Raw genomic sequence first — 20809 nt, forward strand, 5'->3', positions numbered from 1 at the left:
CCTGTTCGCTTGCAGAATTTTGCAGCAAGGTTCTGTGGAATTTCTCGATTCATGTTCTTGATTTGTTCTCACGCTGTGCTAGCTTCACAGCATGAGCCGAGCATCCTCTCATGCCCTCAAGCACCCGCCGGTAACGGCGCCCTCCGATAACCCGGCGGGTGCACCTTCACCTGTCCCTGCGCCTTTTCCCGAGCTTGCGGTCGCAATCGAGCGCGAGCGGCGGCGCGGCCGCGGCGCGCAGTCCAACGCCAGCGGACGTTACGAGGCCGAGGCGAGGGTTGCGTTCGACGACGGCTGGCAGAGCCTCGACGACCTGCCACCATTTACCACCAGCGTGGCGCTCGACAGCTCGCGCAAGGTGATCACCCGCAACGACTCGCCCGATATCGGCTTCGACCGCTCGATCAATCCCTATCGTGGTTGCGAGCACGGCTGCGTCTACTGCTTCGCGCGGCCGACCCACGCCTATCTCGGCCTGTCGCCGGGGCTCGACTTCGAGTCGAAGCTGTTTGCCAAGCCGGACGCGCCCGCGCTGCTCGAGAAGGAGCTGGCGGCGCCCAACTATGAGGCGCGGATGATCGCGATCGGCACCAACACCGATCCCTATCAGCCGATCGAGCGCGACCGGAAAATCATGCGCGGCATCCTCGAGGTGCTGGAGCGCGCCGGGCATCCGGTCGGCATCGTCACCAAGTCGGCGCTGGTGACCCGCGACATCGATATCCTGGCGCGGATGGCCAAGCGCAATCTCGCCAAGGTGGCGCTGTCGGTGACGACGCTCGACCCGAAGCTTGCCCGCACCATGGAGCCGCGTGCCTCGACCCCGCCGAAGCGGCTCGAGGCGATCAAGCGGCTCGCGGAGGCCGGCATCCCGACCACGGTGATGGTCGCGCCCGTGATCCCGGCGCTGAACGACTCCGAGATCGAGCGCATCCTCGACGCCGCCGTGCATGCCGGCGCCAAGGAAGCAAGCTACGTGCTGCTGCGGCTGCCGCTCGAGGTCCGCGATCTCTTCCGCGAATGGCTGATGGCCAACTATCCCGACCGCTACCGCCACGTTTTCACGCTGATCCGCGACATGCGCGGCGGCCGCGACTACGACTCGCAATGGGGCACGCGGATGAAGGGCACCGGCCCGATGGCCTGGATGATCGGCCGCCGCTTCGAGATCGCCTGCGAAAAGCTCGGCCTCAACAAGCGGCGCACCAAGCTGACAACCGATCACTTCGCCAAGCCGAAGCGCAACGGGCAGCAGCTCAGTTTGTTCTAGGCGGGCGCCCGAAATGCAGCGCAGCGAAATCCGGGTTCTTATATCGGTGGCGAGTTTTCCCGGATTGCGCTTCGCTGCATCCAGGCTACGAAGATAACAGTGAGTGCAACGATGACTAACGCCCCGACCGCGCGCTTCACCGTCCTCACGCTCGGCGTCAGCGACATGCGCGCCAGCATCGCCTTCTACGAGTCCCTCGGCTTCACCAGGAAGATGCGCGCGACCGGCGAGGAGGTGGCCTTCTTCGAGACCGGCGGCAGCGTGCTCGGGCTGTTCCCGTGGCATCTGCTCGCCGCCGATGCCGCACTCCCCGACCAGCCGCGGCCGGTCGCCTTCCGCGGCGTCGCGATCGCCTGGAACTGCAACGACGATGCCGAGGTCGATCGGGTGATGGCGTTCGCGCTGTCGAAAGGCGCCACATTGCTGAAGCCGGCGCAGCCGACCAGCTATGGCGGTTATTGCGGTTATTTCGGCGATCCCGACGGCCACGCCTGGGAAGTGGTGCGCGCGCCGGGCTTCGAGGTTCGCGATGACGGGCTGGTGTCCATTCCGGACTAGCAACGGCCGACTTGAATAACGGGGACGGGCGGCCGGTTCCCGGTTGCGTCACCGGGCTTGCTTGATCACGATCCCCCGCATGATTCGGGACAAATCCAAGAGCGCATCAAAGACCTCGTCGAAGAAGGCGCCGGCCAAATCGGCCGGGCCGGCCAAGCGCGTCGTCGCGGTGACCCGGCCGACCTTCCGGCGCGAGCGCGCGCTGATCAAGAGCGGCGTCTGGCCGGTCGCCGGCTGCGACGAGGCCGGGCGCGGCCCGCTGGCAGGGCCCGTGGTGGCCGCCGCCGTCGTGCTCGATCCCACCCGCGTTCCAAAGGGTCTCGACGATTCCAAGCGGCTGACCGCGGAGCGCCGCGAGGAGCTGTTCGAGGAGATCTGCGCCACCGCTGCGTTCTCGGTCGCAGTGGCCTCGCCGGCGCGAATCGACCGCGACAACATCCTGCGCGCTTCGCTGTGGGCGCTGGCGCGCGCGGTGCACGCGCTGCCGGAAATGCCGAAGCACGTCTTCGTCGACGGCCGCGACAAGCTCGCCACGCCCTGCGGCTGCGACGCCGTGATCGGCGGCGACGGCATCGTGGCCTCGATCGCAGCCGCCTCGATCATCGCCAAGGTGACGCGCGACCGCCTGATGTGCGCGCTGGCGCTGGATTGTCCCGGCTATGGCTTCGAGCAACACAAGGGCTATGCGGTCCCCGAGCACCTCGAGGCGCTGGACCGGCTCGGGCCGAGCAGCCATCACCGCAGCTTCTTCGCCCCGGTCGTCGCGGCGCGGCTGAAGCATTTTCCGGTGCCGGGCGAGCCCGACCTGTTCACGGTGGATGCGGAGAGCGAAGCCGTTTCATCCGAAGCGGCGTAAAGGGGCGACGGCGCCGATCATCTCCGCTGTCATCCCCGCGTATGCGGGGATCCAGTATTCCAGAGGCAGTCGTTTTCGATCGAGAGGTCGCGGCGTACTGGATGCCCACTCGCGGGGCATGACGGCTGTGTGTGGCTTTGCACCGCCGACTCATCCGGCGCCGGTTGCCTCCACCGCCGTCGCCGTTTATCAAAACCCTCCGGATCAGATGACGCCGCTGACATGGTGGCAGGGGCATTTCAGGCGTTTCATGCGGTTTACCTCCCTGGTTGTCGAACTGATCCGCGCCCGGCCGCGCCTCGTGGTGTGGGTCGTGGTGCTGGTGCAGGCCGCGATCTGGCTGCTGCTGCCGCTGATCTTCTACGGCAGCCCGCCCGGCAATCTCGCCACTATCCTGGCCTTCGGCCGCGAGTATCAGGTCGGCACCGACATGGGGCCGCCGCTGGCATTCTGGCTTGCCGACATCGCCTTCCGTGCCGCCGGCAATCACGTGTTCGGCGTCTATCTGCTGGCGCAAGTCTGCGAGATCGCCACCTTCATCGCCTTTTATAGGCTGGCGCGCGCCATCGTCGGCGGCCCGCAGGGCGTGCTGGCGGTCTTGCTGTCGATGACGGAGGTGGTGTTCTCCTCGCCGAGCGTCGAGTTCGGTCCGCTGATCCTGGCACGTCCGCTGTGGGCGCTGCTGCTGCTGCATTCCTGGCAGTTGATCGGGCAGAACCGGCGCAGCGCCTGGTTCGCCTGGTCGATCGATTGCGGCCTGCTGCTGCTGACGACGCCGGCGGCGATCGGCATGATCCTGCTCGTGGTCGGCTTTGCGCTGGCGACCGAGCGCGGGCGGCGCACGCTGCGCGCGGTCGATCCGCTCTATGCGCTCTTGGTCGTCATCGTGCTGGTGCTGCCCTATCTGATCTGGCTGGTCCGCGCCGACGCGCTGGTGCTGCCGGCCTTGCCCGGGATCGCCGATCTCAGGGAACGCGCGCTGCGCTGGGGCGTCGTGCTCGGCGGGCTGATCGTGGCGACGGCCGCGATCGCGGTGCTCGCGATCCTCAATTCGCGCTGGTTCGCCCGCGCCGCCGAGGATGCGCCGATCATCTACCGTCCGCGGGTCAGCCCGCTGGCGCAGCAATTCGTCTATTTCTTCGCGTTTGCGCCGGCGATTTTGAGCAGCTTCGTCTCCGGCCTGTTCGATCTCGACCGCACCTTCGGCGGCGCCGGCGTGGCGCTGTTGATGGCGGGGCTCGCCGCCGTCGTCGCGACCGGCGACCTGATCCCGCTCAGGCGGCAGCGCCTGTTGCGTTCGGTGTGGGCCTTCGCGGTCGCGGCGCCTGCCGCCGCGGCGCTGGCGGCGGCGTTGTTCCTGCCGTGGATCAGCGCCACGGAGGCGCCGACCTCGCTGCCGGCAGCCGCGATCGGCCGCTTCTTCGACGACAGCTACGAGCGCCGCACCAACCAGCGCCTGCGCGCGGTCGCCGGCGATCCCGAGATTGCCAGCCTGATCGCGATGAACGGCCGCCGTCCGCATCTCTTGCTCGACGCCGCGCCGCAGCGGACGCCCTGGCTGTCGATCGCGAAGTTCAACGAGACCGGCGGCGTCGTGGTCTGGCGCGCGCAGGACACCGCCGGCACGCCGCCGCCCGAACTCGCACAGCGCTTCCCCGGCCTCGTGCCGGAAGTGCCGCGCGCGTTCGACCGCCTGGTCAATGGCCGGCAGCCGGTGCTGCGGATCGGCTGGGCGATCGTGCGGCCGAAGGGGTGAGGTTGATGTGAAGCCGTAGCCCGGATGAAGCGAAGCGAAGTCCGGGGACACTTCCTCAACCTGCGCTGTCAGACCCGGATTGCGCTGCGCTCCATCCGGGCTACGAAACTACAAGCTACGCCGTCGCCTGTTGCAACGCCTTCGCGATCGCGCGCAGATCCTGCCACGACAGCCGCTTGTATGATGGCGAGCGCAACAGATAGGCCGGATGGAAGGTCGCGACCGCGCGGATCGTGCGGGTGCCGGTGTCGTAATCGACCCATTTGCCGCGGGTGCGCATGATGCCTTCGCGGGTGCCGAGCAGCGCCTGCGTCGAGGGATTGCCGAGCGTCACCAGCACGTCGGGATTGACCAGCTCGATATGGCGCTGGATGAAGGGCAGGCACACCTGCGTTTCCTGCGGCGTCGGCGTCCGGTTGCCCGGCGGCCGCCACGGGATCACGTTGGCGATGTAGGCTTTGCTGCGATCGAGCCCGATCGCGGCGATCATGCGGTCGAGCAGCTTGCCGGAGCGGCCGACGAACGGCAGCCCCTCGATGTCCTCGTCGCGTCCCGGCGCCTCGCCGACGAACATCACCCGCGCTTGCGGATTGCCATCGGCGAACACCAGCCTGGTCGCGGTGTGCTTCAGCGCGCAGCCGTCGAACGTTTCCATCAGCGTGCGCAACGCCTCGAGCGTCGGCGCGGAGCGTGCGGCCTCGCGCGCCGAGGCGACCGCGGCCTCCGGTGCCACGGTGATTTCGCTGCGCGGAACGGAAGGCATCGGCGGCGGACGCAGCGGGTTGAGCGCCACCGGCCGCGGCGCCGCAGGCGCGGGAACTGGCTCGACCTCTTCCAGCCGGTTGATCGGCGCATCGCCAAGCGCGCAATCGACCCCGGCCTCGAGGTAAAAGGCCAGCAATTGCTGCAGTGTAGGGGTGGGCTCGGGCATCATGATGGGGACAATTTAGAGCATGGGCGGGAAAAGTGGAGGCTCGATTTCGGAAAAGACCACGCCCCTGCGTCCTCGGAGCCGCGCGAAACCTCGCCAAGCGCAATTCCATGGTTGTCCTTCCCCGAAAAATCGGAAACAACGACCCCTGAAAATCTTAGAAGCGTTCTCATTGGGCTGAGATCAAAGATCATGAGTGCTGAAGACCTAAATGCCGAAGGCCTGCCCCCGCGCGAGTCTATGGAATTCGACGTCGTCATCGTTGGCGCCGGCCCGTCGGGCCTGTCGGCCGCGATCCGGCTCAAGCAGCTCAATCCGGAGATCTCGGTTGTCGTGGTGGAGAAGGGCTCCGAGGTCGGCGCGCACATCCTCTCCGGTGCGGTGATCGATCCGTCCGGGCTCGACAAGCTGGTGCCGGACTGGCGCGAGGATGCCGATTGTCCGCTGAAGACGCAGGTCACGAGCGACCGCTTCTACTGGGCGACGTCGCAAGGCTGGTTCCGCATCCCGAACTTCATCATGCCGCCGCTGATGCACAATCATCACAACTACATCGGCTCGCTCGGCAATGTCTGCCGCTGGCTGGCGCCGAAGGCGGAAGCGCTCGGCGTCGAAATCTATCCGGGTTTTGCCGCGGCCGAAGTGCTCTATGACGACAAGGGCGCGGTGCGCGGCATCGCGACCGGCGACATGGGTATCGCCAGGGACGGCAGCCACAAGGATTCCTATACCCGCGGCATGGAGCTGCTCGGCAAGTACACGCTGTTCGCCGAAGGCGCGCGCGGCTCGCTGTCGAAGCAGCTGATCGCCAAGTTCAAGCTCGACGCCAACTCCGAGCCGCCGAAGTTCGGCATCGGCCTCAAGGAAGTCTGGCAGATCGATCCGGCGAAGCACCAGAAGGGCCGGGTGCAGCACACGCTCGGATGGCCGCTGAACGACAAGACCGGCGGCGGCTCGTTCCTCTATCACTACGACGACAACCGCGTCGCGGTCGGCTTCGTCGTGCATCTGAACTACAACGATCCCTATCTGTCGCCGTTCGACGAATTCCAGCGGATGAAGACCCATCCCGATATCCGCGAGCTGTTCGAGGGCGGCAAGCGGCTCGCCTATGGCGCGCGCGCGATCACCGAGGGCGGCTACCAGTCGGTGCCGCGGCTGACCTTCCCGGGCGGCGCGCTGATCGGCTGCGCCGCGGGCTTCGTCAACGTGCCGCGCATCAAGGGCGTCCACAATGCGATGGGCTCCGGCATGCTCGCCGCCGAGCATGTCGCCGCCGCGCTCGGCGCCGGCCGCGCCAATGACGAAGTCGTCGAATACGAGAACGCCTGGCGTTCGTCTTCGATCGGCACGGACCTGTTCAAGGTCCGCAACGCCAAGCCGCTGCTGTCGAAGTTCGGCAATCTGCTCGGCATGGCGCTGTCCGGCTTCGACATGTGGTGCAACACGCTCGGCTTCTCGCTGTTCGGCACCCAGTCGCACGCCAAGCCGGACCGCAAGACGCTCGATCCGTCGAAGCAGCACCAGCCGATTGCCTATCCGAAGCCGGACGGCAAAATCACGTTCGACAAGCTGTCGTCGGTGTTCCTGTCCAACACCAACCATGAGGAGGACCAGCCGGTCCATCTCAAGGTTGCCGACATGAACCTGCAGAAGACCTCGGAGCACGACGTGTTCGCCGGTCCCTCCAACCGCTATTGCCCGGCCGGCGTCTACGAATGGGTCGAGGAATCCTCAGGTCCGCGCTTCCAGATCAACGCCCAGAATTGCGTCCACTGCAAAACCTGCGACGTGAAGGATCCCAACGGCAACATCACCTGGGTTCCTCCGGAGGGCGGCGGCGGTCCGAACTACGAGGCGATGTAAGGTGAGGGGCGGGCGAAGGCGGCCGACCACATTTGCGTGAGACCACAGCATGGGCCGCCGCAACCGCGGCACGGCCCGCTCTCGGGTCGAGCGGCCGGATTGCACCGTTCGGTACAATAGGAGCGGGGGAACACCGGCCGGTGGGCGCCGTATCCGCTGCTTTTTGCTTCTGCACGCGAATATGCGCGGCCCGGTCACGATACCGCCATAGTGGGAGCGTCTTGCGGGGGCTGGCCGGATCGGCGGGTCTAAAGGCCTAATCTGCCAAATGATTCGTCATGGGCGCCCGTTGAGCTTTCCTTGGGGCGATCCTTGCGGATAAACGCCAAAAGCGGCATTGTCGCCCCCGCCGTGATGCCGCCGCTTGGGTTCGCATTTTGAGACTGATCGCAAGATCTTGGCCGTAAAATCCATCTTGGCGTAAACCCCTGGAGCAAGGCGACCGTGATGCTGTCCACCCGATTCCACCGCCTGACGATTGCCGTTCTCGCTGCCGCGGCGCTTGCCGTGCCTGCGCAGCTCGCAGCGCAAACGCCGGACCATCCGACCGACAATACCGCGCAATTCCCCTCCAAGACCGACCTGAAGTCGCTGACAACAGCCGGCAGCTATCTGGCCGCCCGCCACGCCAGCGTCGAGCGCGATGCGTCCTCGGCCGCGGCATTCTACCGCTCGGCGCTGCGCACCGACCCGAAGAATTCCGAGCTGCTCGACCGCGCCTTCATCTCCTCGCTCGCCGACGGCGACATCGAGGAGGCGGTCAAGCTCGCCGACCGCATCCTGACCCAGGACAAGTCCAACCGCGTCGCCCGCCTCGTGGTCGGCGTGCGCGACCTCAAGCTGAAGAAATACGCCGCCGCGCAGTCCAACATCAACCAGTCGGTGCGCGGTCCGATCACCGACCTGGTGGCGACGCTGCTGTCGGCCTGGGCGGCCTATGGCGCCGGCGACAGCAAGGGCGCGGTCGCCTCGATCGATAAGCTGACCGGGCCGGAATGGTACCCGATCTTCAAGGATCTGCATGCCGGCATGATCTACGAGCTGTCCGGCAAGGAGAAGGATGCCGGCGCCCGCTTCGAGAAGGTCTACAAGCTCGACGATTCGATGCTGCGTACGGTCGACGAATATGCGCGCTGGACCTCGCGCAACAAGGATGCCGCCGCCGCAACCGCGATGTACGAGGCGTTCGACAAGAAGCTGCCGCGCCATCCGCTGGTGCTTGAGGGCATCAAGGAGACCAAGGCCGGCAAGAAGCTGCCGCCGCTGGTCGACAGCCCGCAGGCCGGCGCCGCCGAGGCGCTGTACGGCATCGGCGCGACGCTGACCCGCCGCGGCGGCGAGGACCTCGCGCTGGTCTATCTGCAGCTCGCGCTCTATCTGCAGCCGAACCATCCGCTGGCGCTGCTGTCGCTCGCCGATCTCTACGAGTCGGTGAAGAAGCCGCAGATGGCGATCAAGGTCTATGAGCGGATGCCGGCGTCCTCGCCGCTGAAGCGCAACGCGCAGATCCAGCTCGCGACCAATCTCGACGCCGCCGACCGCAGCGAAGAGGCGATCAAGATCCTGAAGGAAGTCACCGCGGATCAGCCGAAGGACGTCGAGGCGATCCTGGCGCTCGGCAATATCGAGCGCGGCCGCAAGAAGTTCGCCGACTGCGCCACCACCTATTCGCAGGCGATCGATGCGCTGCCGGCCGGCAACGGCGACAAGAATGCCTGGGTCACCTATTACTACCGCGGCATCTGCGAGGAGCGCTCCAAGCAGTGGAACAAGGCCGAAGCCGACATGCGCAAGGCGCTCGAGCTGCAGCCCGAGCAGCCGCATGTGCTGAACTATCTCGGCTATTCCTGGATCGACCAGGGCATCAACCTCGACGAAGGCATGAAGATGATCAAGCGTGCCGTCGATCAGCGCCCTGACGACGGCTACATCGTCGACTCCCTCGGCTGGGCCTATTACCGGATCGGCAATTACGACGAGGCGGTGAAGAACCTCGAGCGCGCGATCGACCTGAAGCCGGAAGATCCGACCATCAACGACCATCTCGGCGATGCCTATTGGCGCGTCGGCCGCACGCTGGAAGCCAAGTTCCAGTGGGCGCACGCCCGCGACCTCAAGCCCGAGCCGGAAGAGCTGCCGAAGATCCAGGCCAAGATCGACAACGGCTTGCCGGATGATACCTCGAACGCCGCCGCGGCCGACAAGAAGAAGGACGACGACGGCAAGGGCGGCTAGACCCGGCGCTTGCGGCAAATTCGGTGTCGTCCCTGCGAAAGCAGGGACCCATAACCATCGATGATTATTGTTGCAAGCTACCCGAACGACGAATCCCGATCGCAACATCCGCCGCGGAGTATCGGTCCCTGCTCCCGTGCGCAATTGCGCACGAGGCAGGGACGACGGCGGCGGATGCGGCGCTTGATCCGGCATACTCCCGGAATTTCCATCCAAACAAAGGGATAGGATCGTGCGGCGATTTACGCTAATCGCTCACGATCATTGTTTTTTAGGGGTTACTCGCCGTGCCGGCGCTGATTGAAGAAGGGCGTGCCAAGGTCAACCTGACGCTCAGGGTTGTCGGACGGCGCGTCGACGGGTTTCACGACCTGGAGAGCGTCGTCGCGTTTGCCGATTGCGCCGATCGTCTGACGCTGGAGCCGGGGCCCGAATTGTCGCTGTCGATGTCGGGGCCGCTGGCCGATGCCTGCGGCGATACCTCGGACAATCTGGTGCTCAAGGCGGCGCGGCTGCTCGGCGAGCGCGTCGTCGATCTCGAGGTCGGCCACTTCACCCTGGAGAAGGTGCTGCCGGTTGCGGCCGGCATCGGCGGCGGCTCGGCGGATGCCGCGGCCGCGCTGCGGCTTTTGGCACGGCTCAACGAGCTTGCGCTCGACGACAGCAGGATCATGGAGGTCGCGCTGGCGACCGGCGCCGACGTGCCGGTGTGCGTCGCCTCGCGCGCCTGCGACATGACCGGCGTCGGCGAAGGCCTGCTGCCGCTCGATCTGCCGACAATGCCCGCCGTGCTGGTCAATCCGCGCGTGCCGGTTGCGACCAAGGATGTCTTCAACGCGCTCGGCCTGCGCCATGGCGAACTCCTGATCGGCGCCACCGATGTCGTGATGCAGGCGCCGGACTGGCCGGCGGCCGGCCGCGCGGTCGACGACTGGATTGCGGCACTGTCGCGCGGCACCAACGATCTCGAAGGCCCCGCGGCGCGCATCGAGCCCATCATCAGCGATGTCTTGTCCGCGCTGCGCGCGACCAGCGGCGTTCGCCTGGTGCGGATGTCGGGCTCCGGCGCGACCTGCTTTGCCGTGTTCGCCAGCGATGCAGACGCGCAGGCCGCCGGCGAAAAGCTCCGCGCCGCGCATCCCGACTGGTGGGTGCATGCGGGCTCGCTGAGCTAGCGCTGCTTGCTCTCTGTCATCCCCCGGTGCACGATCGCGCACCTGAGGGCTCGTGCGCCATCCTCTCCGCGTCATTCCGGGGCGCGCGTCAGCGCGAGCCCGGAATCCATCGGGCCGCAGGTGTTGTGGATCAATGGATTCCGGGTTCGTGCTTCGCACGCCCCGGAATGACGGCAGGGAAAGACTGCGACAAATCACCCCGACGGGCAAAATAGCGCTTCCGTCGTCGGGCAAATCAGATGTTCAATTCCGCCCGTCTCGCCCGACACGAGGGGCGCTTCGCGGTCGTCACGAACGCGGGTCGAGATGCGGTGGACGCCGATTGCGCAGTTGACGAACGCGCATGAGGCGGACGGCGAAATCGTGCAGGCCTGACGCCCTAGCGGTAGGTGTCTCTTCCGATTGCGCAATGCGCGTTGTGAAGACGGTGACAACAAAGCCAAGTCTCGCCGGGGAGAGCACGTATAAGCCGTAAGCCATCGCGCAGGGAAAGCCGGATTGCTCCGGTTACACCTGTGGTCCTACCCCCGTGCTTTCTACCTATTGCACGGGGCCCATGGGTGCGATCGGCACCCGGCTTTCCCTGCGCCCTCTGAACGAGAGAGGGTGGAAAGAAAGAGCAAAGCTCGGACAAATCATGTCGCGAGAACGCCGAACGATACCCCCACCACTACTGTCATCGCCCGGCTCGCCGCCTCCGCTGAAGCTTCGGCGAGCCCAAGACCGCAAGCCCCGTCGAAGCCTTGGCGAAGACGGGACCGGGCGATCCAGTACGCCGCGGCTTCTCGGCTCAAGCACAGCCGTCTCTGGAATACTGGATCACCCGGTCAAGCCGGGTGATGACACCGATGTTCTATATCTTCATCCGCATCGTCTGCCCGGCGCAGGCCGCGACAGCAGTGGGTGTGGCGGCATCGGGGCATCGCCAGAACGATATCGCAATTTGCGGCCATCCCACCTCAACGCCGGGCAGCCTTGCACCCCCGGTTGCTTGGCAAGCCATACCCCGTTTGCGATAACGGGTTGAAACAACAACGTTGCGCGTGCGGGGCCGTTCGGAGACCGCCGGCAGCCAAAGAGCCGGGAGGATGCCATGGCCAATATCCGAGTTCTCGCCACCGATCTGGAGTTTCCCGAAGGTCCCGTCGTGATGCCCGACGGCTCGGTCGTGCTGGTCGAAATCCGCGGCCAGCGGCTGACCCGGGTCTATCCCGACGGGCGCAAGGAGATCGTCGCCAAGGTGCCGGGCGGCCCGAACGGCGCCGCGCTCGGCCCCGACGGCCAGATCTACATCTGCAACAATGGCGGCTTCTCCTGGATCCCGACCAGGAACATGATCATGCCGGGACCGCAGCCGGAGGATTATCTCGGCGGCTCGATCCAGCGCGTCGATCTGCAATCCGGCAAGGTCGAGACTGTCGTCACCAAATGCGGTGAGCATGAATTGCGCGGGCCGAACGACCTGGTGTTCGACAGGCAGGGCGGCCTGTGGTTCTCCGATCTCGGCAAGCGCCGCGCCCGCGACATGGATGTCGGCGCGTTCTATTACCTGAAGCCCGGCATGAACGAGATCGTCGAGGCTGTGCACGGCATCCTGCCGGCCAACGGCATCGGCCTCTCGCCGGACGAGAAGACCGTCTACATCGCGGAGACGCCGACGGCGCGGCTGTGGGCCTATGAGGTGTCCGAGCCCGGCACCATCAAGCCGCGCGACGTGATCTATCGCGGCGAGCGGGGAAAACCGATCGCCGGCCTCGGCGGCTACCAGATGTTCGACTCGCTCGCGGTCGAAGCCAACGGCAATGTCTGCGTCGCGACCCTGATCTCGGGCTGCATCTCGGTGATCGCGCCCGACGGTACGGTGGTCGAGCAGGTGCCGACCGGCGATCGCGTCACCACCAACATCGCCTTCGGCGGCCCCGACCTGAAGACCGCCTACATCACGCTGTCGGGCAAGGGCGAGCTGATCGCGATGGACTGGTCGCGGCCCGGATTGCCGCTGAATTTTCTGAATAAATGACCGCACCCACCGTCATTGCGAGGAGCGAAGCGACGAAGCAATCCATCTATCCGCGTATGTGGATAGATGGATTGCTTCGCTTCGCTCGCAATGACGATTAGAGTGAGGCCGCTTCCACGTAGAGGATATTCGAATGCCCTGGCTTGAACCGGTCACCCTTCGCGGCGCGCATGCGCGGCTCGAACCGCTGTCGCATGATCACGCCGGCGGCCTGGTCGAGGCCGCGAAGGACGGCGATCTCTCGAAGATCTGGTACACCGCGATTCCGAAGGCGGAGACCATGGGCAGGGAGATCGACCGCCGGCTCGGCTTGCAAGCCGCAGGCACGATGCTGCCGTTCACGGTGTTCGACGCCGAGGGCCACATCTCCGGCATGACCACCTACATGAACGTCGATACGCCGAACCGCCGCGTCGAGATCGGTTCGACCTGGTACGCCAAGCGGGTGCAGCGCAGCGCGCTCAATACGCAGTGCAAACTGCTGCTGCTGACGCACGCCTTCGAGACGCTGGATTGCATCGCGGTCGAGTTCCGCACGCACTTCTTCAATCACCAGAGCCGGCGCGCCATCGAGCGCCTGGGTGCAAAACAGGACGGCATCCTGCGCAGCCATCAGATCGCGCCCAACGGCACGTTGCGCGACACCGTGGTTTACAGCATCATCGCCAGCGAATGGCCGACGGTGAAGGCGCATCTCGACTATCAACTCAACGAAAAGCCGCGCTGACGGTTTGGTCGGCGCCAGAAAAGAGACGATGGAAACGTTCGATTATGTGATCATCGGCGCAGGCTCCGCCGGGAGCGTGCTGACCAACCGGTTGAGTGAAGACGCGGGCACCAGGGTGTGCGTGCTCGAGGCGGGGCCGAGCGACTGGCATCCCTACATCCATCTGCCGGCCGGCTTCATCAAGACCTTCCACATGAAGAGCGTGAACTGGGCGTACCAGCAGGAGGTCGGTCCCTACACCGGCGGCCGCAGCATCTATGCGCCGCGCGGCAAGACGCTCGGCGGTTCGTCCTCGATCAACGGCCACATCTACAACCGCGGCCAGCGCCAGGATTTCGACACCTGGGCGCAGCTCGGCAATCGCGGCTGGGGCTATCCCGACGTGCTGCCGTATTTTCGGCGGATGGAGAAGCGGATCGGCGAGGGCGACGACACTTATCGTGGTCGCAACGGCAACCTCACCGTCACCACGATGGACTGGCAGGACCCGCTCTGCGAGGCCTTCATGGCGGGCGCGGTCTCGCTCGGCATTCCGCGCAACCCCGACTACAACGGCCAGATCCAGGAGGGCGTGTCGTACTGCCAGCGCACCATCCTGAACGGCCGCCGCGTCAGTGCCGCGACCGCGTTCCTGCATCCGGCGCGGAAGCGGCCGAATGTCGACGTGCGCACCCATGCCCATGTCACCGGCATCATCTTCGAGGGCAAGCGCGCGGTCGGCGTGCGCTACAACCGCGGCGGCAAGCACGGCGATCCCCTGGAGATCCGCGCCACCAAGGAGGTCATTCTCTCCGGCGGCGCCTATAACTCGCCGCAGTTGCTGCAGCTCTCCGGCGTCGGCTCGCCCGACCTCCTGAAGTCGCACGGCATCGAGGTGCGCCACGCGCTGCCGGGTGTCGGCGAAGGCTTGCAGGATCACTACGCGCCGCGCTCGGTGGCGCGGGTCAAGAATATCAGGACCATCAACGAGCTTCGCCGCGGCTTCAGCCTGTGGGGCGAGGCGATCAAATGGGCGACGACGCGGCGCGGCCTGCTGTCGCTGTCGCCGACCATGGTCTACTGCTTCTGGCATTCCGGCGAGACCACCGAGAGCTCCGATCTGCAGCTCACCTTCACGCCGGCAAGCTACAAGGAAGGCGTGCAGGGCCAGCTCGAGGACGAGCCCGGCATGACGGTCGCATCATGGCAGCAGCGACCGGAGAGCCGCGGCTATGTCCGCATCCGCTCGGCCGATCCGTTCGCGCCGCCGATCATCCAGACCAACTACCTCGCCGAGGAGATCGACCGCCGCGTCGTGGTCGCCGGCATGAAGCTGGCGCGCCGGCTGCTCGCCTCCGAGCCGCTCGCACCGTATTACGCCTATGAGGACTTTCCGGGCCCGAAGGTGCAAAGCGACGACGAACTGCTCGCGGCCGCGACCCAGCGCGGCACCACCACCTTCCATCCCGGCTGCACCTGCCGGATGGGCCCCGCCGATGCATCGTGGGCCGTGGTCGACGACCAGCTTCGCGTCCATGGCATGGAGGGCCTGCGCGTGATCGACGCCTCGATCATGCCGCGGATGATCTCCGCCAACCTCAACGCCTCGACCCTGATGATCGCCGACAAGGCCTCCGACATGATCCGCGGCAAGACGCCCGAGGCGGCCGCGAAACTGCCGGAGTATGCGTGAGGGAAGAGGTGAGCGCGCGTTTTCGATCAGCGCGCTCGATCTATCACCGTCATGCTGAGGAGGCCGCGAAGCGGCCGTCTCGAAGCATCGACGGCCCGACTGGGGCCGTGCATCCTTCGAGACGCGCTGCGCGCTCCTCAGAGCCTGACCGAAAAAGAAAGTTGAGTGATTTCAGCCCGTTGTGATTCCTTCGTGTTTGCGAAGACTCGAGGGAGCACAACATGAGTTGGACCAAAATCACCCGCCAACAATATCGGCGCGACGGACTTCGTTATGCAAGCGACATGACGGATGCGGAGTGGAGATTGATCGAGCCGTTGATGCCTGCACGATGCCGGCGCGGCCGTCCGCGCGAGATCAACCTGCGCGTGATCATGAATGCAATTCTCTACATTGGAGCCAGCGGCTGCCAATGGCGGGCACTGCCGAAAGACTTCCCGCCATGCTCGACAGTTCAGTATTATTTTTACAATTGGCGCGGGTCTGGCTTGTGGCGCACGATCAATGACGTTCTGGTCCGGCGGATGCGAGAACGGCAAGGACGCAGCCCCACCCCAACGGCAGGGATTATCGACAGCCAGAGTGTGAAGACCACGGAAAGTGGCGGTCCAAGCGGGTTTGACATGGCCAAGCGGGTCAAGGGGCGCAAGCGTCATATCGTCACCGACACTGAGGGCTCCTTGCTGGCTGTGCAGGTGCATCCCGCCAACCTTCAGGACAATCACGGCGCAGTGCCGCTGCTGCGGATCATTGGCCGCCTGTTCCCTAGCCTGCGCCACGTCTTCGCCGATCGCGTCTATCGTGGTCCAAAGCTGCTCGATGCCATCGCTGATCTGGGCCAATGGACGATTGAAATCGTCACCCGCTCGCAAAGCGTTGGAACGTTCAAAGCCGAACCTCGACGTTGGGTCGTCGAACGGACGTTTGCCTGGTTCGGCCGCAATCGACGGCTTGCCAAAGACTTCGAGGCAACCATCGCCAGCGCAGAGGCATGGGTTCTCATCGCAAGCATTCGTCTACTATCCCGCCGACTGGCCAGAGCCTGAGATATCAATGACCTATTCTGAGTCAGACTCTCAGGATGACGGAACTGCCAGAAGAAGCTCAGCCGTAGACGAACGCCTTGTCCGCAAGGTCGATCGCCGGAAATTCGTCCTTCTCGGCCCAGTAGTCCTGGTTGTGCTGCCACTCCGGCTTGTCGCCGCGCTTCGGCAACAGGTGCATGCCGCGCATCATGTAGCCGGGGTTGAAGTTCTCCGGATCGATCCACGGCAGCAGCGGCATGTTGTGGTCTTCGGGACGCAGCTCGGGCGTCACTTTCTTGGCGCCGGTCGCCTTCATGTGCTTGAGCAGGCGGCAGACGAAGTCGGCGACCAGATCGACCCGCAGGGTCCAGCTGGCGCGGAAATAGCCGAACACCCAGACGAGGTTCGGCACGCCGGTGAACATCATGCCGCGATAGGTCACGGTGTCCTTGAAGTCGAGCGGCTTGCCGTCGATCTCGAAGTCGATGCCGCCATTGGCGGAGAGATGGAAGCCGGTCGCGGTGATGATGATGTCGGCCTCGAGCTGCTTGCCGGACTTGAGCAGGATGCCCGTCTCGGTGAAGCGGTCGATCTCGTCGGTGACGACAGAGGCCTTGCCGCCCTTGATGGCCTGGAACAGGTCGGCATCCGGAACGAACGCGATGCGCTGCCGCCACGGCCGGTAGCTCGGCGTGAAATGGGTGGCGATGTCGTAGTCCTTGCCGAGCACGGCTTCGACCGCGGCCAGCAGGTCCTTCTTGGCGCCCTCGGGGTCGGCAAAGGTCCGCTTGGTGAACGCATCCTGCTCGAACAGGATCTTGCGGCGGGTGATCTCGTGGATCCAGTGCTCGTCGACCTGCAGCCTGCGCAATTCCTCGGCGATCTCGATGGCGTTGCGGCCGGTGCGGAAATAGGTCGGCGAGCGCTGCAGCATGGTGACATGGCCGGCGTCCTTGGCCATCGCCGGGATCAGGGTCGCAGCCGTGGCGCCGGAGCCGATCACGACCACGCGCTTGCCCTTATAGTCGAGGTCGTCGGGCCAGGTCTGCGGATGCACGACCGTGCCCTTGAACTTCGCCATGTCGGTCCATTCGGGCGTATAGCCGGCGTCGTGGCGATAGTAGCCCTGGCACATCCAGAAGAAGTTGGTGGTGAAGCGCAGCTGCTCGCCGGTGTCGATCCGTGTCGCGTCGATGGTCCAGAGATTGGTCTCGTTCGACCATCTCGCCGCGGTGATGGTGTGGCGATAGCGGATGTGGCGGGCGAGGTCGTTCTCCTCGATCACCTCGCCCATGTATTTCAGGATCTCTTCGGCGCTGGCGATCGGCGCGCTGGTCCACGGCTTGAAGCGATAGCCGAAGGTGTGCAGGTCGCTGTCGGAGCGGATGCCGGGATAGCGGTGGGTCGACCAGGTGCCGCCGAAGGTCTTCTGCGTCTCCAGCACCACGAAGCTGGTGCCCGGGGTTTGCGTGGTGAGGTGGTAGGCGGCGCCGACGCCGGAGATGCCGGCGCCTGCAATCAGGACATCGAAATGCTCTGTGGTGACCGGCTCGGCGGCACGGATCTGGGTCTGGACGTTCATCTTCCCTGGTCTTCTTGTTGGTTGGCTTGTGCGTTGGGCGCTGGAAGCGAAACGCCGGAGCCATCGCCCCGGCGTCTGCCGATCTCGAAACTAGACTTCGCGGCGGCTGAGGAAGGCCAGCCTCTCGAACAGATGCACGTCCTGCTCGTTCTTCAGCAGCGCGCCGTGCAGCGGCGGGATCAGCTTGCGCGGATCGCGCTCCCTGAGCATCTCGGGCGTGATGTCCTCGTTCAAGAGCAGCTTGAGCCAGTCGAGCAGCTCGGAGGTCGAGGGCTTCTTCTTCAGGCCCGGCACCTCGCGGACCTCGAAGAAGATCCGCAGTGCCTCTTCCACCAGCCGCTTCTTGATGCCGGGGAAGTGCACGTCGACGATCTTGCCCATGGTGTCGGCATCGGGGAACTTGATGTAGTGGAAGAAGCAGCGGCGCAGGAAGGCGTCCGGCAGTTCCTTCTCGTTGTTCGACGTGATCATCACGATCGGGCGCAGCTTCGCCTTGATGGTCTCGCCGGTCTCGTAGACGTGGAACTCCATGCGGTCGAGTTCGAGCAGGAGGTCGTTGGGGAATTCGATGTCGGCCTTGTCGATCTCGTCGATCAGCAGCACCGGGCGTTTCTCGTGGGTGAAGGCCTCCCACAGCTTGCCGCGCTTGATGTAGTTCTTGATGTCGGACACGCGCGCGTCGCCGAGCTGGCTGTCGCGCAGCCGCGACACGGCGTCGTACTCGTAGAGGCCTTGCTGGGCCTTGGTGGTCGACTTGATGTGCCAGGTCAGAAGTGGCGCGTCGATCGCCTTGGCGACTTCCTCGGCCAGCACGGTCTTGCCGGTGCCGGGCTCGCCCTTCACCAGCAGCGGGCGCTCCAGCACGATGGCGGCATTGACGGCGACCTTGAGGTCATCGGTGGCGACGTAGTCCTTGGTACCCGTGAATTTCATCGATCTCTTTGCCTTGCTTCATTCGGCGGCGGCCCGCGCCCCCCACACGAAACGACCGCTCTCACGGCGGTCGCATGTCCTGTCCAATGTCTTGTCCGGTACAATTCTAGTTGAAAAAGCCGGGCGGTCTAGCGTGGATTCCGCAGCGCAGCGGTGTCGGATCCGGGCTTTCGCATGGAATGTCAGGCGTCATCTTTCCGTGCAGCGGAATGATTGCCGACGCGGCGCGAGTCCTCGCCGTGGCGGTGCTGGCGCCGCCACGCCGGCAGAGGCAACCGGGTGAAAGTGGATGGCTGATCTCGGGATGAAGCACGGCCGGGGGCCCTTGACGCCACCGGCCCCGCGGGCGATCTAGATGGGTATGTTCCTGCAGTTCTTCACATCGCTGCGCGACGCCCAGGTCCCCGTGACGCTACGGGAATATCTGACCTTGATGGAAGCGCTTGACGCCGATCTCGCCGAACAGACCGTCGAGAACTTCTACTATTTGTCGCGCGCCGCCCTGGTGAAGGACGAGCGCAATCTCGACAAGTTCGACCGCGTGTTCGGCACCGTGTTCAAGGGGCTCGAGAGCCTGCTCGACGCCATGGGCAAGGCGGAGATTCCCGAGGAGTGGCTGAAGAAACTCGCCGAGAAATATCTCACCGAGGAAGAGAAGAAGCAGATCGAGGCCATGGGCTGGGACAAGCTCATGGAGACCTTGAAGAAGCGCCTCGAGGAACAGAAGGGCCGCCACCAGGGCGGCAGCAAATGGATCGGCACGGCCGGCACCTCGCCGTTCGGCGCCCATGGCTACAACCCCGAGGGCGTGCGGATCGGGCAGGAGAAGAACCGCAACAACCGCGCCGTGAAGGTGTGGGACAAGCGCGAGTTCAAGGACCTCGACGGCAATGTCGAACTCGGCATCCGCAACATCAAGGTGGCGCTGCGGCGGCTGCGCAAGTTCGCGCGCACCGGCGCGCCGGACGAACTCGACCTCGACACCACGATCAAGGAGACCGCCAACCACGGCTATCTCGACGTGCACATGCGGCCCGAGCGGCGCAACGCGGTCAAGGTGCTGGTGTTCTTCGATATCGGCGGCTCGATGGACTCGCATATCGAGCAGGTCGAGGAGCTGTTCTCGGCCGCCAAGAGCGAATTCAAGCACATGGAATATTTCTACTTCCACAACTGCCTCTATGAGGGCGTCTGGAAGCAGAACAAGCGGCGCTTCACCGATCGCACGCCGACCTGGGACGTGCTGCATAAATACCCGCACGACTACAAGGTGGTGTTCGTCGGCGACGCCTCGATGTCGCCCTACGAGATCATGGTGCCCGGCGGCTCGGTCGAGCATGTCAACGAAGAGGCCGGCTCGGTCTGGCTCGACCGCATCATCCGCACCTATCCGCACGCGGTGTGGCTCAATCCGGTGGCGCAGAAGCACTGGGACTATTCGGAATCGACCACCATCATCCGCCGCCTGTTCTCCGAGCGCATGTATCCGATCACGATCGAGGGCCTGGAGAACGCGATGCGGGAGCTGGTTCGCTAGACGGCGCCCGTCATTCCGGGGTGATGCGAAGCATCGAACCTCAGATGCGCAATTGCGCATCGGGGAATCTCGAGATTCCGGATCGGCCGCTTCGCGTCTGTCCGGAATGACGGTGGCGAAAGACAAAGAAGGGAGAGCTCCATGCCCCAGACCATCCACCGCGGCATCAAGGTGATGATCGACGAGGCCAATGCCGAGATCGAGACCATCAGCGCGACTGACGCGATCACGATGATCGGCAAGAACGACGTCGTGATCGTCGACATCCGCGATCCCCGCGAGATCGAGCGCGACGGCAAGATTCCCGGCGCGTTCTCCTGCACCCGCGGCATGCTGGAGTTCTGGATCGATCCGAACAGCCCCTACGCCAAGCCGATCTTCCAGGAAGACAAGAAGTTCATCTTCCACTGCGCCGGCGGCCTGCGCTCGGCGCTCGCCGCCAAGACCGCAAAGGACATGGGCCTCAAGCCGGTCGCGCATATGGGCGGCGGCTTCGCCGCCTGGCGCGAGGCCGGCGGCCCGATCGAGGCCTGGGAGCCGAAGAAGAAGGGCTGAACGTATGTTCTCCGTCATTCCGGGGCGCGCGCAGCGCGAACCCGGAATCCGGAGGCTGTCTTGCGAGATTCCGGGTTCTCGCTGCGCGAGCGCCGGAATGACATCAAGGAA

16 protein-coding genes are annotated in these 20809 nt (G+C 65.0%); 13 read left to right on the plus strand and 3 right to left on the minus strand.

All coding sequences use genetic code 11. The features are described from left to right. The first annotated feature begins 91 nt into the window (after positions 1-91). The 4 genes from ACVMB0_RS17775 (at position 92) to ACVMB0_RS17790 (ending at position 4440) form a co-directional block, all read left to right on the plus strand. On the plus strand, positions 92-1270 hold the full coding sequence (locus ACVMB0_RS17775) for a PA0069 family radical SAM protein (protein ID WP_461347122.1): 1179 nt from the start codon (positions 92-94) through the stop codon (positions 1268-1270). A 111-nt stretch (positions 1271-1381) separates the two neighbouring features. Then, complete coding sequence (locus tag ACVMB0_RS17780) at positions 1382-1828, plus strand: VOC family protein (protein WP_461347123.1); 447 nt, start codon at positions 1382-1384, stop codon at positions 1826-1828. A gap of 79 nt (positions 1829-1907) precedes the next feature. Further along, positions 1908-2684, plus strand: a complete 777-nt coding sequence (locus ACVMB0_RS17785; protein WP_461347124.1) for a ribonuclease HII — start codon at positions 1908-1910, stop codon at positions 2682-2684. Positions 2685-2934: 250 nt separating this feature from the next. Beyond that, positions 2935-4440, plus strand: a complete 1506-nt coding sequence (locus ACVMB0_RS17790) for a glycosyltransferase family 39 protein (RefSeq protein WP_461347125.1) — start codon at positions 2935-2937, stop codon at positions 4438-4440. 115 nt (positions 4441-4555) lie between these two features. Here ACVMB0_RS17790 and ACVMB0_RS17795 read toward each other — a convergent pair whose 3' ends face one another. Then, complete coding sequence (locus ACVMB0_RS17795) at positions 4556-5374, minus strand: uracil-DNA glycosylase (protein ID WP_461347126.1); 819 nt, start codon at positions 5372-5374, stop codon at positions 4556-4558. A gap of 189 nt (positions 5375-5563) precedes the next feature. Here ACVMB0_RS17795 and ACVMB0_RS17800 point away from each other — a divergent pair, with 189 nt between their 5' ends. The 7 genes from ACVMB0_RS17800 (at position 5564) to ACVMB0_RS17830 (ending at position 16112) form a co-directional block, all read left to right on the plus strand. Beyond that, a complete protein-coding gene (locus ACVMB0_RS17800; RefSeq protein ID WP_461347127.1) occupies positions 5564-7237 on the plus strand; it encodes an electron transfer flavoprotein-ubiquinone oxidoreductase in 1674 nt (557 codons plus the stop codon). A gap of 447 nt (positions 7238-7684) precedes the next feature. Beyond that, positions 7685-9472, plus strand: a complete 1788-nt coding sequence (locus ACVMB0_RS17805; RefSeq protein ID WP_461347128.1) for a tetratricopeptide repeat protein — start codon at positions 7685-7687, stop codon at positions 9470-9472. 287 nt (positions 9473-9759) lie between these two features. Beyond that, entirely contained in the window at positions 9760-10647 is an 888-nt protein-coding gene (locus ACVMB0_RS17810) for a 4-(cytidine 5'-diphospho)-2-C-methyl-D-erythritol kinase (protein ID WP_461347129.1), read from the plus strand. A 1093-nt stretch (positions 10648-11740) separates the two neighbouring features. Further along, entirely contained in the window at positions 11741-12667 is a 927-nt protein-coding gene (locus tag ACVMB0_RS17815; protein WP_456749618.1) for an SMP-30/gluconolactonase/LRE family protein, read from the plus strand. Positions 12668-12800: 133 nt separating this feature from the next. Continuing rightward, the gene (locus ACVMB0_RS17820) at positions 12801-13394 is read left to right on the plus strand and encodes a GNAT family N-acetyltransferase (protein WP_461347130.1); all 594 of its coding nucleotides are present in this window, start codon (positions 12801-12803) and stop codon (positions 13392-13394) included. Positions 13395-13422: 28 nt separating this feature from the next. Continuing rightward, entirely contained in the window at positions 13423-15066 is a 1644-nt protein-coding gene (locus tag ACVMB0_RS17825; protein WP_461347131.1) for a GMC family oxidoreductase, read from the plus strand. 221 nt (positions 15067-15287) lie between these two features. Then, positions 15288-16112, plus strand: a complete 825-nt coding sequence (locus ACVMB0_RS17830) for an IS5 family transposase (protein ID WP_456798830.1) — start codon at positions 15288-15290, stop codon at positions 16110-16112. A gap of 58 nt (positions 16113-16170) precedes the next feature. On the opposite strand, the gene ACVMB0_RS17835 is transcribed toward ACVMB0_RS17830, so the two are convergent. Together ACVMB0_RS17835 and ACVMB0_RS17840 are read right to left on the minus strand one after the other, a co-directional pair. Further along, positions 16171-17673 carry a flavin-containing monooxygenase gene (locus tag ACVMB0_RS17835; RefSeq protein WP_461347132.1) on the minus strand — a complete coding sequence of 501 codons (1503 nt, stop codon included), beginning with the start codon at positions 17671-17673 and terminating at the stop codon, positions 16171-16173. Between the two features lie 90 nt (positions 17674-17763). Next, positions 17764-18606: an AAA family ATPase gene (locus tag ACVMB0_RS17840; protein ID WP_456749614.1), complete on the minus strand. Its 843-nt coding sequence runs from the start codon at positions 18604-18606 to the stop codon at positions 17764-17766. 361 nt (positions 18607-18967) lie between these two features. On the opposite strand from ACVMB0_RS17840, the gene ACVMB0_RS17845 reads away from it, so the two are divergent. Both ACVMB0_RS17845 and ACVMB0_RS17850 read left to right on the plus strand, forming a co-directional pair. Then, complete coding sequence (locus ACVMB0_RS17845) at positions 18968-20143, plus strand: vWA domain-containing protein (protein WP_016847779.1); 1176 nt, start codon at positions 18968-18970, stop codon at positions 20141-20143. A gap of 141 nt (positions 20144-20284) precedes the next feature. Next, complete coding sequence (locus tag ACVMB0_RS17850) at positions 20285-20698, plus strand: rhodanese-like domain-containing protein (protein WP_456798745.1); 414 nt, start codon at positions 20285-20287, stop codon at positions 20696-20698. The last annotated feature ends 111 nt before the right edge of the window (positions 20699-20809 follow it).

The organism is Bradyrhizobium sp. USDA 4451 (genome assembly GCF_054822585.1).